The organism is Anaerococcus sp. HMSC068A02, from assembly GCF_001811125.1.
Taxonomy (GTDB): Bacteria; Bacillota; Clostridia; order Tissierellales; family Peptoniphilaceae; genus Anaerococcus; species Anaerococcus vaginalis_C.
Window position 1 is genome coordinate 103,189 of sequence record NZ_KV803761.1, and the last position, 13,407, is coordinate 116,595.

12 protein-coding genes are annotated in these 13,407 nt (G+C 29.5%); 10 read left to right on the plus strand and 2 right to left on the minus strand.

Going from position 1 to position 13,407, the window contains the following annotated elements; genetic code table 11:
* Positions 1 to 222: 222 nt before the first annotated feature.
* Positions 223 to 534 carry a transposase gene (locus HMPREF2782_RS09760; protein ID WP_083304898.1) on the minus strand — a complete coding sequence of 104 codons (312 nt, stop codon included), beginning with the start codon at positions 532 to 534 and terminating at the stop codon, positions 223 to 225.
* 266 nt (positions 535 to 800) lie between these two features.
* Between HMPREF2782_RS09760 and HMPREF2782_RS05920 the strand changes: the two genes are divergently transcribed.
* Positions 801 to 2,165: a DUF438 domain-containing protein gene (locus tag HMPREF2782_RS05920; RefSeq protein WP_070641528.1), complete on the plus strand. Its 1,365-nt coding sequence runs from the start codon at positions 801 to 803 to the stop codon at positions 2,163 to 2,165.
* A gap of 45 nt (positions 2,166 to 2,210) precedes the next feature.
* Here HMPREF2782_RS05920 and HMPREF2782_RS05925 read toward each other — a convergent pair whose 3' ends face one another.
* Positions 2,211 to 2,780: a helix-turn-helix domain-containing protein gene (locus tag HMPREF2782_RS05925; RefSeq protein WP_070641530.1), complete on the minus strand. Its 570-nt coding sequence runs from the start codon at positions 2,778 to 2,780 to the stop codon at positions 2,211 to 2,213.
* 133 nt (positions 2,781 to 2,913) lie between these two features.
* On the opposite strand from HMPREF2782_RS05925, the gene dsdA reads away from it, so the two are divergent.
* The 9 genes from dsdA to pdxA all read left to right on the plus strand — a co-directional run bounded on the left by dsdA (position 2,914) and on the right by pdxA (position 13,385).
* A complete protein-coding gene (dsdA, locus tag HMPREF2782_RS05930; RefSeq protein WP_070641532.1) occupies positions 2,914 to 4,233 on the plus strand; it encodes a D-serine ammonia-lyase in 1,320 nt (439 codons plus the stop codon).
* A gap of 12 nt (positions 4,234 to 4,245) precedes the next feature.
* Positions 4,246 to 5,595 carry a GntP family permease gene (locus tag HMPREF2782_RS05935; protein ID WP_070641534.1) on the plus strand — a complete coding sequence of 450 codons (1,350 nt, stop codon included), beginning with the start codon at positions 4,246 to 4,248 and terminating at the stop codon, positions 5,593 to 5,595.
* Positions 5,596 to 5,607: 12 nt separating this feature from the next.
* Complete coding sequence (locus tag HMPREF2782_RS05940; protein WP_070641536.1) at positions 5,608 to 6,717, plus strand: alanine racemase; 1,110 nt, start codon at positions 5,608 to 5,610, stop codon at positions 6,715 to 6,717.
* A gap of 233 nt (positions 6,718 to 6,950) precedes the next feature.
* Complete coding sequence (locus HMPREF2782_RS05945; protein ID WP_070641538.1) at positions 6,951 to 8,618, plus strand: sigma-54-dependent Fis family transcriptional regulator; 1,668 nt, start codon at positions 6,951 to 6,953, stop codon at positions 8,616 to 8,618.
* Between the two features lie 142 nt (positions 8,619 to 8,760).
* Positions 8,761 to 9,033, plus strand: a complete 273-nt coding sequence (locus HMPREF2782_RS05950; RefSeq protein ID WP_070641540.1) for a UxaA family hydrolase — start codon at positions 8,761 to 8,763, stop codon at positions 9,031 to 9,033.
* A gap of 8 nt (positions 9,034 to 9,041) precedes the next feature.
* The gene (locus HMPREF2782_RS05955) at positions 9,042 to 10,205 is read left to right on the plus strand and encodes a UxaA family hydrolase (RefSeq protein WP_070641542.1); all 1,164 of its coding nucleotides are present in this window, start codon (positions 9,042 to 9,044) and stop codon (positions 10,203 to 10,205) included.
* An 80-nt stretch (positions 10,206 to 10,285) separates the two neighbouring features.
* Complete coding sequence (locus HMPREF2782_RS05960; RefSeq protein WP_070641544.1) at positions 10,286 to 11,230, plus strand: 2-keto-3-deoxygluconate permease; 945 nt, start codon at positions 10,286 to 10,288, stop codon at positions 11,228 to 11,230.
* Between the two features lie 11 nt (positions 11,231 to 11,241).
* Entirely contained in the window at positions 11,242 to 12,426 is a 1,185-nt protein-coding gene (locus tag HMPREF2782_RS05965; protein WP_070641546.1) for a four-carbon acid sugar kinase family protein, read from the plus strand.
* Positions 12,423 to 13,385, plus strand: a complete 963-nt coding sequence (gene pdxA, locus HMPREF2782_RS05970; RefSeq protein WP_070641548.1) for a 4-hydroxythreonine-4-phosphate dehydrogenase PdxA — start codon at positions 12,423 to 12,425, stop codon at positions 13,383 to 13,385. The genes HMPREF2782_RS05965 and pdxA overlap by 4 nt, the downstream gene beginning before the upstream one ends.
* The last annotated feature ends 22 nt before the right edge of the window (positions 13,386 to 13,407 follow it).

Here is a 13,407-nt window from a genome sequence, read left to right on the forward strand (position 1 = left end):
TTTCTTTGCTTGTATTCAGCTTTTCCTGCTTTGGTTAATCTGTACCATTCGCAATAGTCTATGTATTCTTGCCAGATATGTCTGATTATTACTTTTACCTTGCTTTTAATTTGTTCTTTATTTTTACTTTCTGATTTTTATGTCTGTTAGCGTGGGCTTTTACATGGGTTGAGTCTACAAATTGTATTTTTGTGTCTACGAATCCATAATTCATTGCTTGGTCTAGGATATTTTCGAATATTTGATTGAATAGGTCTGTATTTTTAAATTTTCTTTCATAGTTTTTCCGAAACTTGAGAAGTGTGGTACCTTATCGTGTAAGTCTAGTCCTAAGAACCGACGATAGGCTAGGTTTATTTCTTCTTCTCTTATTGTTTGCCTCATGCTGTTTATGTTGAAAAAGTATTGTAGGATTACAAGTTTTATTAATACTACTGGGTCTATACTTGGCCTATCTGTTGTTTGTGAATATTTATCTTCTACTAGGTCGTATATGAAGTTAAACTTTATGTATTTGTCTATTTTTCTTAATATGTGATCTTTTGGGACTAGTTATTCTATTAATACCATTTGGACTTGTTCATTTTTATTTTTTTCGTTTTTATGTAGAATAACTTCCTCCATCTTTAGTATATTTATACCAATAGATGGCTTGATTTAAGCGTTTATTGTATAGAAAAAGTAGATGAAGTTGCGTTTTTCATCTACTTTGTCTGCAGTCTGAAGCAAGAGAATTCTTGCTTTTTTATTTAAATAATAGACATTATCAATTGAAGAGTATAATAATGTTGGAGGATATTATGACTAAAAAAATTGATATTAATAAGGATATTTATGATTTGGTTAATCATGATGATAAATTGAAAGAAGATCTTATAGGTCTTGGTTTTAAAAATCTTTCTAATCCTCTTATGCTTAAAACTATAGGCAAGAAAATGTCTATTAGGCGTGGGGCAAAGATGGTTGGAATTGATAATATTGAGAAAAAATTAGAAGATTTGGGTTATGAAATTATTAACTCTTATGATGATTTTGAAGTTAAAAATAGAAGAAATCTCATTAAATCTTATGTAAAAAGATTGTCAGAAGGGGAAGATCTTGAAAGTGTCAGAAAGGATTTTGTAAAAAATTTCGAAAATGTTTCATCTTCTGAAATTATGGATGCTGAAGAGGCTCTTCTTGAAGGGGGAGTTGATAGGGCTGATGTTCAAAGGCTTTGTGATGTACATTCCTCACTTTTTCATGGGAAAACTGAAAGTGAAGATGGAAAGGATTTGAAATTAATAAATATTTCTGGTCATCCTCTTAGGTTTTTCTTTTTGGAAAATGAAAAAATTAAAGAACTTATCGATTTAGGAGAAAATAGTCAAGATTTGGAAAAAATTAAAGATATTTCTAATAAAATCACTTCACATTATAGGAAAAAGGGGGATTTGATTTATCCTTTGTTAAAGGAAAATTACAATAAGCCAGGTCCATCTGATATTATGTGGGGAGTTGATATTGAAATTTCTAAAAATTTCAAAAAAGCTTTCAAAAAATCAGATTTTGATGAGGTCAAAAAGGTATTTGAAAGAGCAAGGGAGATGACTTATAAGGAAGAAAATATCTTGTATCCTTTGATGGAAGATGTGATTTCAAATGAAGATTTTTTGGGTCTTTATGAGGATTTGAAAGATTATCCTGATGATATAATCAAAAAAGAAATTTGGGATGATGGAGAAAATACAAATAATGAGAAAGATTCTATGGATGGATATATTAATTTTTCTAAGGGAAAGATGAAAGTTGACGAGCTTGAGGCCCTTCTTGATACTTTGGAAATTGAGATAACTTTTGTAGATAAAAATGATATAAATTCTTATTATAATGACATAAAAGCTGATAAAATTTTTAAAAGGGCTAAGACATCTTTGGGAAGAGAAGTTTATTCATGTCACCCACCACAAGTTGAGCCAATTGTAAGAAGGCTTATCGATAAATTTAAAAAAGGTAGCAAGGATAAATTTCAAATTATAAAAAATATAAAAGGCCACGACCACGCTGTAACATATTATGCAGTTAGGGATAAAAACGAAAATTATTTAGGAGTTTTGGAAACTGTCCAAGATCTTTCTTTCTACAAATCCTATCTTGATATTTGGGATAAGGCTAAGAAGAAATAAAAAAAAGACTTTTAATCTTTACATAGATTAAAGGTCTTTTTTAATTTAAAAAATTGGTGGGCTTATGGCAAATATTATTGCGCAGTCTTCTTTTCCTGGGTTTTTCCATCTGTGTTTTGTTCCGCTTGGGATTCTTACTGAATCTCCGTTTTGAAGTAGGTATGTGCCTGTTTCTAACATCAATTCTATTTTTCCAAGCGAGCAAACTGCAACTTCTTCTCCTTTATGTATATTAAAATCATCTGAATTATATTGAAAACCTGAAAGTTTCATCTCACAAAGTTGCACATCGCCTTTCATATCCGGACTTAAAAGATCGTAGCTTAGCTGGTATTCATCTGAATTTGCTCTTCCGCTTGTAATTCTTATTCTATTTTCTTTTTTTACAATCATAGCATATTCTTTGTTTTCTTCTTCAAATAAAGTAAACATTGGAACGTCTAAATTTTTTGAAATTAATTTTAGTGTATTTAAAGAAGGATTTGCCTTCCCACTTTCGATTTGACTAAGCATAGATGGAGATACGTCAATCTCTTTTGCTAGTTCTTTGAGTGATAATTTTTTTATACTTCTAAATTTTTTAATATTTGATCCTAGCTTATCTATTTTAATCACCCTTTCTATTTTTTGTTTGCTTTATTATTATACCATTGATTTTATTTTTTATAAAAGCTTGACAATGTTTTCTTCTGTGATAGAATTAAATTAAATTAAATAAAGTTTAATATAATTTAATTAGGAGGCAAAAATGGACATCACGAAATTTGTTGAAAGAGAACCAGTATTAAAAGAAGTGGCTGAAAAAAAGGAAACAGTTTGGATTAATAAAAAGAAAAAAACTGGCGAAGAAGTTTGGAAAAATTTTCCTTTTGATGAAAACGATATAAAAGATGCTGAGGACAGATTAAAAAGATTTGCTCCTTTGTTGATGGAATATTTTGACGATACGAAAGCTACAAATGGAATTATTGAATCTCCTCTTAAAAAAATTCCTAATATGGAAAAAATTTTGAAGGAAAAAACTTCTTTGGAAGGAAATTTATATTTAAAAATGGATTCTCACTTGGCTGTTGCTGGATCAATCAAGGCAAGAGGTGGAATTTATGAAGTTTTGTACCATGCTGAAAAACTTGCAATGGAAGCTGGAATGCTAAAAGAAGATGATGATTATAGAATTTTAGCTAGTGATAAGTTTAGGGAATTTTTCTCAAAACATACAATCCAAGTTGGATCTACTGGAAATCTAGGTTTGTCTATTGGAATTAGTTCAGCAACTTTAGGTTTTAAAGTTATTGTTCACATGTCAAATGATGCTAAACAATGGAAAAAAGATTTATTAAGATCAAAGGGTGCTGAAGTTGTAGAATATGATGGAGATTTTACAAAGGCAGTTGAGCTTGGTAGAAAAAAATCTGACGAAGATCCAAATTCTTATTTTGTTGATGATGAAAATTCTTCTACCTTATTTTTGGGCTATGCAGTTGCTGCAAATAGAATTAAAAAACAAATAGAAGATCAAGGAATAAAAGTTGACAAAGACCATCCAGCATTTTTCTATCTTCCATGTGGAGTTGGTGGATCACCAGGCGGAGTTTCTTTTGGACTTAAAAAAGTTTTTGGAGATTCTTGCCACATTTTCTACATTGAACCAACTCATGCCCCATCTATGTTAATTGGAATGGCTACAGGATTAAATGGAGATATTTGCGTACAAGATTTTGGGATTGATGGAAAAACTGAAGCAGACGGACTTGCAGTTGGAAGACCATCAGGTTTTGTTGGAAAAGTAATGGAACCTATAATTTCTGGAATTTTTACAATGAATGATAACAAATTATTTGATTATATGAGAGATTTAAATAATAGCGAAGGAATAAAAATTGAACCTTCAGCTTGCTCTGCTTTTGAAGGACCTATCAAATTATTTGAGTATGAGGAAAGCAAAAAATATTTGGAAGAAAATAATTTGCTTGATATTAAAGAAAATATAAATCATTTTGCTTGGGCAACAGGTGGAAAACTAGTTCCAGATGAAATAATGGAAAAATATTTAAAAACTTATTTATAATTGGAGGATAAAATGAACACATCAACCTTAACAGTCGTAGCTTTATTTTTATCATTATTTATATTGATATTTGCTACAGTAAAATTAAAATTACATCCATTTTTTGCTCTATTAGCAGCAGGATTTTCTTTTGGAATAATTTCTGGAATGCCACTTTCTGATATGCTAACAGCTTTCCAAGAAAGCATGGGTTCTACTATAGCAGGAATTGGAATTGTTATTGCCATTGGGACAGTTACAGGATATTTGCTTGAAAAAAGTGGGGCTGTAGAAACTATGGCTCAAACAATTTTAAAAATAACAGGAGAAAAACACGCTGCCTTGGGTCTTGCTATAACAGGATATTTTGTATCAATTCCAGTATTTTGCGATGCAGCAGTGGTTCTTCTTGCACCAATCGCAAAAAGAATTAGTAAAGATACAAAAATTTCTATGACATCAATAGCAGTTTCGTTAACAATGGGACTTCATGCAACACATATGTTTGTTCCACCAACACCAGGTCCTCTTGCAGTTGCAGGAATTGTTGGAGCGGATTTAGGATACGTAATAGCTTTTGGTGCATTAGTATCAATACCAGTAATGTTGGTTGCACATTTTTACGGAGAATTTATAGGAAAAAAATACTATGTTCAACCAAAACATGAAATGGAAATTGAAAAAGATCAACAATTACCATCAGTATTTATGTCATTTGCACCAATAGTTTTGCCAATTGTCTTGATGCTAGTAAAAACTTTTGCGGATATGATGACAAAAGATGCACAAAGTGCAAATACTTTATTAAATATAATAAGCTTTATTGGAGAACCAATGATTGCTTTGTTAATAGGAATGATCATAGCACTAATTTCTTATAAAAATTTAAATAGAGATGATAAAGAAATTCATACATTTGACGGCGGATTTGGAGAAGCTTTAAAAACAGCTGGACAAATAGTTTTGATAGTAGGAGCAGGTGGAGCTTTTGGTGGAATATTAAGAGCATCACAATTACAAGATATTTTAATAAACTTTTTCTCAGGAATAGATATAGGAATCCTTGCACCATTTATAATTGGAGCAATATTTAGAACAGCAATCGGTTCAGGAACAGTTGCCATGGTTACAGCAGCAAGTATGCTTGCACCACTTTTAGGAGTTTTGGGTATTTCAAGTCCAATGGGACTAGTTATTGCAATGCTTGCTTGTGCATCAGGTGGATCAATGATTTTCCACGCAAACGATGATTTCTTCTGGGTAGCAACTTCAACATTAGAAATCGATACAGGTCTTGGATATAAATCATTCTCAATAGCATCAGTTCTTCAAGCTCTAACAGGTTTGGTAGTAGTTTTTGTTTTAAAATTAATACTTCTTTAATAAGGAGAAAAAATGAAATTAACTGAATTAAAAACACCATCAATAATTTTAAATCTTGATGCTTTAGAAAATAATATAAAAAAATTTCACAATTTGGCGATAAAAAATAATAAAGAAATATGGCCAATGATTAAAACACACAAATCTAGCGAAATTTTAAAAATGCAAAAAGAAAACAAGGCGAGCGGAGTTTTATGTGGAACATTAGATGAGTGCGAAAAATCGATGGATGCTGGATTTGAAAATATTATGTACGCATATCCAGTTTCAGACGAAATTGCAATAGAAAGAATAATAAATTTATCCAAAAAAACCAATTTTATAGTAAGAATTGATAATCTAGAAACAGGAAAACTAATAAACGAAAAAGCTCATCAAAAAAATACAAAAATCAACTATACTATAATTGTAAATTGTGGTTTAAACAGATTTGGAATAGAAAAAGAAAATATTCTAGAATTTGCCGAAAAAATGAAAGAATTTGAAAACTTAAATTTTGTAGGAATTTCATCCCACCCAGGTCATGTTTACTCAGCATCTCTTCCAGAAGAAGTGGACAAATTTGTACAAGATGAAATCGAAACTTTGGCTTATGCGAAAAAAGTTTTGAAAGATGCGGGTTACGAAATAAAATATGTTACTTCAGGATCAACTCCAACATATTTAAAGGATGTAAAAGATGATACAATAAATGTATTTCATCCAGGAAATTATGTATTTTTGGATGCAATCCAAATGTCTTTGGGTATCGCAAAAGAAAAAGACTGTGCCCTAAGAGTTTTGGCATCAGTCACATCAAATCCAAGAGAAAATACCTTTATGGTAGATGCAGGAGCAAAATGCCTTGGACTTGATAAGGGAGCACACGGAAATGATTCGATAAAAGGTCATGGAGTAATAGTTGGACATGAAAACTCTTTAATAGAATCCCTATCAGAAGAAGTAGGAAAAGTTCAAGATGATAAAAAGGGATTAAAAGTTGGACAAAGAATCCAAATAATTCCAAACCACTCATGCTCAACAGCAAACCTAACAAATTATTTTTACGGCTACAGAAATGATGAGCTTGAAAAAATAATAGAAGTTGACATAAGAGGAAACTCCCAAAAGCAAAAAATATAAAATAAAAAGATGAGGACTCAATGTCCTCATTTTTTTGTCATCAATTTTAGTTTATTTAGTTGAACAAAGAGTGATTTATTCAATATATATTTACAATATATAAAAATAAGCTTGTATGCCTAAATTATTTTGGTTTAATAATATCAGCTTTATTTGAAATTTTATATATTTAAAATGTACTTGTTTTACTATTTATTTGATATAATATCTTTACTAGCTTTAGGAGGTAAATTTTGAAAATATATATTGTTGCTCCATACTCTGCTATGGAGGCATCTTTAAAAAAAATCAAAAATAATTATGATGGCGTAACAATAGATTACGGTATTGGAAATATATATGATGGTTTAAAATTAGCTAAAAATGCAGGAAATATGGGCTATGATGCGATAATATCAAGAGGCGGTACTGCTAAAATAATAAAAAAATATATGAATATTCCTCTTGTCGATATGAAACTTTCAGGAAACGACATATTAAAAGCAATATTACTTGCGAATAATGGACATAGAACAGCTATTGTAGCCTATCCAAATATAACAACAGGTGCTAAAGAAATAATAGAATTATTAAATTTAGACATGAAAATATATACCATAAATGACGATACAGATATAACTCAATTGTTGATAAAACTAAAAAAAGAAAAAATAGATCAAATTTTAGGGGATATAGTAGCTGTTAGCAAAGCTAAAGAATTGATGTTTGAAACCATACTTTTTCAATCTAGTTATGAAACTATAAAAATATCAATTGATTATGCTGTAAGTCTTATTAATCAATTAAATAAGCAATCTACTATTAATATAATTAGATCTAAATTTTTTGAAAAAAGTTGTGAAGACTACTGTATTTTAAAAGGGGATAGGATATTTCAGTCGAAATATTTGAATTATGAATGTATGCCGGTATCCTATGAAAACCTGATAGGTTTAAAATATAAAAATAAAAATAAATATAACTCTCAAAATACAATATATATTGATTATTCTGATAAATTGCAAATACAACTAAATAGAATAATGTACAATAATGATTATTTTTATTTATTTAAATTTAAAAAATTATATAAAGATATGCTTTATCCAGAAGGTATAATATCATATACTCCAAATATTTTATATAGACTTGTTTATAATTCGAAGTCTATGAAAAAAGCACTAGAAGAATGTGTAGATCTATCTAAGAAAAAAACACTACTTGTATTGTCAAGTAATGATTATTTTACAATAGAAAATTTTTTGGCATATATCCATAATCATCGAGATAATACATCAAATAGTATACTTGTAGACTTAAAAATATTTAAAAATGAAAATATAAAAACTTTAAGTTCTTATTCTGTTAAAAACATAATATTTAATAATATAACAACTCATGATCAATTAAATGAAATTAAAAAATTATCAAATATTTCAAATAAACAGATTATCATTATAACTAACGAATCCAATTGGATACAAGATGAAGATTTTATATTAAATACAATTATATTACCAAAAACAAAAGAAAGAAAAGAAGATATTGTAGAAATCTTTGATTTTTATATAAGTTATTATCACAACAACAAAGGAACAACACCTTTAAAAATGAAAGAAGATTTCATTTGTGATTTCGATAAAATAGAAAATGAAACAATATATGATTTAATTAAAGTTTTGGATTCTATTATAAATAATAGTAAAGATTTGGTAATTGGTATGGATGAATTTGAATTGAGATTAATAAAATCTAATATAGATTTATTGAGAGATATAAGCAATTTTACTTTAGAAGAGGTTGAATATAAAATAATAAAATTATGTTTAGAAAAGGAAGAATATAATCAAACAAAAGCTGCAGATAGCTTAGGAATTAGCAGAGCAACTTTATGGAGAAAAATGAAGAAATATAATTTATAAAACTCCACAATATGTTTCGTTATGAAACATATTGTGGAGTTTTTATTTTAAGTGTTGCAATATGAAAACATAAATGATATAGTACTAATAAGCTTAATAAAATCGTTTGCAAACGTGAGATTAAAATATTAAGGAGGCGGTTATGAACAAAGTATTAAAAATCGATGAAAAAGATAACGTTGTTACATGCTTAAAAGCAATAAAAAAAGGTGAGATTATAAAAGTAGATGGAAAAGATATAACTGTAAATGAAGATATTGGCAGATTTCACAAAGTTGCTATAAAAGATTTGAAAAAAGGAGATCTTGTTTACAAATATGGACAAGTAATTGGAGATATGACTCAAGATGCAAAAGAAGGAGACTTTATACATACACATAACGTAGAATCAACAAGAGGTAGGGGAGATAAATAGGAGGAATTATGAAATTATTTGGTTATAAAAGAGAAAATGGAACGTTTGGAATAAGAAATCACATTTTAGTTATTCCAACATCAGTATGTGCAGCAGATACTGCTTCAAAAATTGCTTCTCAGGTAGATGGAGCAATAGCTATTCCTAACCAACATGGATGCTGTCAAATAGGATCTGATATGAGTCAAACCGAAAGAACTCTAGCGGGATTTGGAAAAAATCCTAATGTTGGAGCTGTTTTAGTTGTTGGTTTAGGTTGTGATGGAATACAAGCTGGTTCGCTTGCAGAAGATATTGCTCAAACAGGAAAACCTGTAAAGCATTTGGTAATTCAAGAACAACATGGAACTTTAAATACAATTTCTGAAGGCGGAAAAATACTAAGAGAGCTTGCTCAAAAAATTTCTGGTCAAGAAAGAGAAGAGTTTGATATTAGTCATTTAACAGTTGCTTTAGAATGTGGTGGATCAGATCCAACAAGTGGAATAGCAGCAAATCCAACAATAGGTATAGCTTCTGATAGAATATGCAAAATGGGTGGCTCAACAATTTTAAGTGAAACCACAGAAGTTATAGGTGCTGAACATCTTTTAGCTAAAAGATTTATTGATGATAAAGAAAAAGAAAAATTCTTGGGTTTTGTTCATGACGTAGAACAAAGAGCTCTTGACCTAGGAGAAGATCTAAGAAGTGGACAACCTACTCCAGGAAATAAGGCTGGTGGTTTAACATCTATTGAAGAAAAATCACTTGGATGTATGCATAAAGCTGGAAGTGCACCTTTTGTTGGGGCATTAGAATATGCTGAACCAATAGATTATAACAAGAGAGGACTTTACTTTATGGATTCACCAGGACAAGATATAGATTCAAATACAGGAATGGTTGCTTCAGGTGCTCAAATAATTTTATTTTCTACAGGTAGAGGAACTCCTACTGGAAACCCAATAGCACCAGTTATAAAAATAACTGGAAATCCTGATACATACGAAATAATGAAAGATAATCTTGATATGAATATGGGAAGAATTATTTCTGAAGGCGCAACATTAGAGCAAATGGGCGATGAACTTATGGAGGAAATTGAAAAAGTGGCAAATGGTAAGAAAACAAAATCTGAAGCTTTAGGTCATAAAGAATTTGGTATTTTTAAAGTCACAGGAACTTTTTAATTTAAAAATTAAATACAGATAGGAAAAAACTATATTTATTTTGAAAAATTAAAAATATATGTTTATTGAAAGGAAAAAATATGAATATTTTAGATAAAGTAAAAAAAGTCCCTGGTGGACTTATGATAATACCTTTATTAATTGGCGCATTCATCAATACTTTTTTTCCACAAAGTTTGGAAATAGGTGGATTTACTACTGCAACTTTTAAAACTGGAGCTAATGCCTTGTTAGGTGCTTTCCTATTTTGCAATGGAGCACAAATAAGTTTAAAACAAGCGGGTGTTTCTTTAAAAAAAGGATTTGCTTTAACTTTAATTAAATTTTTGATAGGAGCAGGAATTGGTTGGTTAGTTAATTTGATATTTGGAGAAATAGGGTTTTTAACAATTACACCAGTTGCAATAATTGCATCTTTAACTAATTCAAACGGTGGATTATATGCTGCTTTGGCATCAGAATATGGTGATTCTACTGATGTTGGTGCGGTTTCAATATTGTCAATCAACGATGGTCCATTTTTAACTATGGTCGCACTTGGAGCAACAGGAATTGCTAAAATACCATTTATTGCCTTAGTAGCAACAATTGTTCCTATAATAATTGGATTTGTATTGGGTAATTTAGATGAAAAAATAGCTAAATTTCTTAAGCCTGGTACAGAAATACTTATACCATTTTTTGCCTTTCCTTTAGGAGCAAATTTAGATTTTAAAAATCTTTTAGCTGCAGGAATACCTGGAATATTGTTAGGAATAATTTGTACTTTATTGACAGGTCTTGGTGGTTACTTAATAATGAAATTATTAAAAGTTAAAAATCCTGGTGTAGGTTGGGCTATTGGAACAACTGCTGGAAATTCAGTTGGAACTCCAGCTGCTCTTTTAGCGCTTGGTGCGATAACTGAGAAAGTTTCAACTTTAGCTACAGGGCAATTGACAGCGGCGATAATAGTTACAGCTTTATTTGCTCCGTTATTAACAGATCATTTTAGTAAAAAACATGCAAAATCACAAGCTGTATAATCGGTGATAAAATGAAAAAAATGCTATTAATTGCTGATGATTTTACTGGTGCAAATGATTCTGGAATAAAAATAGTTCAAAGAGGTTACGATGCGAGTATTAGCTTAAATTGTAATGAAAAATTCGATTCAAATATTAATATAATTGATACAGAAACTAGAAATTTAAATAAAAACAAAGCTTATGACATTGTAGATAAAACAATTTCTAATTTGGAAAATTTATCTGATTACTTAGTGATTTATAAAAAAGTTGATTCAACATTAAGAGGAAATATTAGAAGTGAATATGAAGCTATATATAAATATTTAAATCCTCAATTTGTTATTTTTGCACCTGCTCATCCGAATTTAGGAAGAACAACTAAAGATGGTATTCAATATGTAAATGGAAAAAGAATTTTAGATACTGAATTTTCTCAAGATCCTGAAAAACCAGTTACTAATGATAATATAAAAAATATATTGGCTGATAAAATGCATCATCACTATATTGATGAAATAAGAAAAGATTTAAATATAAAACTAGGAATAAATACTTTTGATTGTGAAATTTACGATGATTTACTAAAAATAGCACAAAAAAGCTTAGAAATCGATCGAAGAGTATTATTTATAGGCTCCGCAGGTTTGTGTGATGCGTTATTTGATGAATTAATAATAAAAAAACCAGCTGTTGGTATAGTTGGCTCAGTTTCATCGCAAAATAAAGAATCTATAGAATATTGTAAAAAAATGGGAGTTCCTGTAATCAAAATTACTTTGATGGATTATGTTAATAATAGTTATAAAAATAAGATTGATCAAGTAATATGTTTACTAAAAGAAAATAAAGATGTGATAATAGTGACATCAAAAGATCGAAGAGATTACACAGAAACTTTAGAATATCTTAGAGAAAATAATTTGAAAACCGATCTTATTTTATCAAAATTATTAAAATCAATTTCTATTAGTATTATTAATGAAGTTGATATTTCTGGTGTATTTACAAGTGGTGGAACAACGAGTATAGAATTCTTAAAATCTATTGGTGCGACAGGTACAAATTTAATAAATGAAATTGAAAACGGTGTTATAATGAATAAAATCAAGGGTGTAAGTAATGATTTATACTTAGTTACAAAAGCAGGAGCTTTCGGCAATAAAAAAACTATATATAATTCTTTAAATCAGATAAGGAGAATTTCAAAATGAGCAAAATAGCAATAACAATGGGAGATCCTTCAGGGATAGGTCCGGAAATCTCTTTGAAAATGTTAGCTAATCATGGTGAATACAAAAATGATTGTATAATATATGGGAGCAGGGATATTTTAGAATATTATAAAGATATTTTAAAAATAGAAGAAGAGATAAATTATATAAAATCAACAGATGATTTTATCGAGGGAAAAATAAACGTATTAAATATAGAATCTAATCAAGAAATAAAAATAGGCAAAGTAGATCCATATTCAGGAAGACAAGCTTACGAATATATAAAAGCTGCTATAAATGATGCACTTGAAAGAAAAGTGTCTGCAGTTGTAACTTGTCCTATAAATAAAGAATCTCTTAATAAGGGAGGAATTCATTATCAAGGTCATACTGAAATATTTGCAGATTTGACAAATACTAGATCTTATTCAATGATGTTATGGAGCGAAAAACTCATAGTAAATCATGTTTCTACTCACGTTCCTTTGAAAAAAGCTTGCGATTTGGTAAAAAAAGATAGGATTTTAGAATGTATAGAATTATTAAATCAAGCCTTGATAAAATTGAAAGGCGATAATTATAAATTAGCTGTTGCAGGATTAAATCCACATGCAGGAGAAAATTCTATGTTCGGAAATCAAGAAGCTAATGAAATAGCTCCAGCAGTAAAAGAAGCTATAGAAAAAAATATTCCAGTTGAAGGGCCTGTGCCACCTGATACGGTTTTTTTTAAAGCTGCAAATAAAATCTATGATGGTGTTGTTTGTATGTATCATGATCAAGGTCATATTCCTTTAAAACTATTAGACTTTTATAATGGAGTAAATGTAACTTTAGGGTTGCCAATTATAAGAACATCAGTAGATCATGGAACAGCTTTTGATATAGCTGGAAAAGGTAAAGCGAGTGAAAATAGTCTTATACAAGCTATAAAATTAGCGAAAAGATTAGTTTAGATGATATGAAGCAATAAGATCT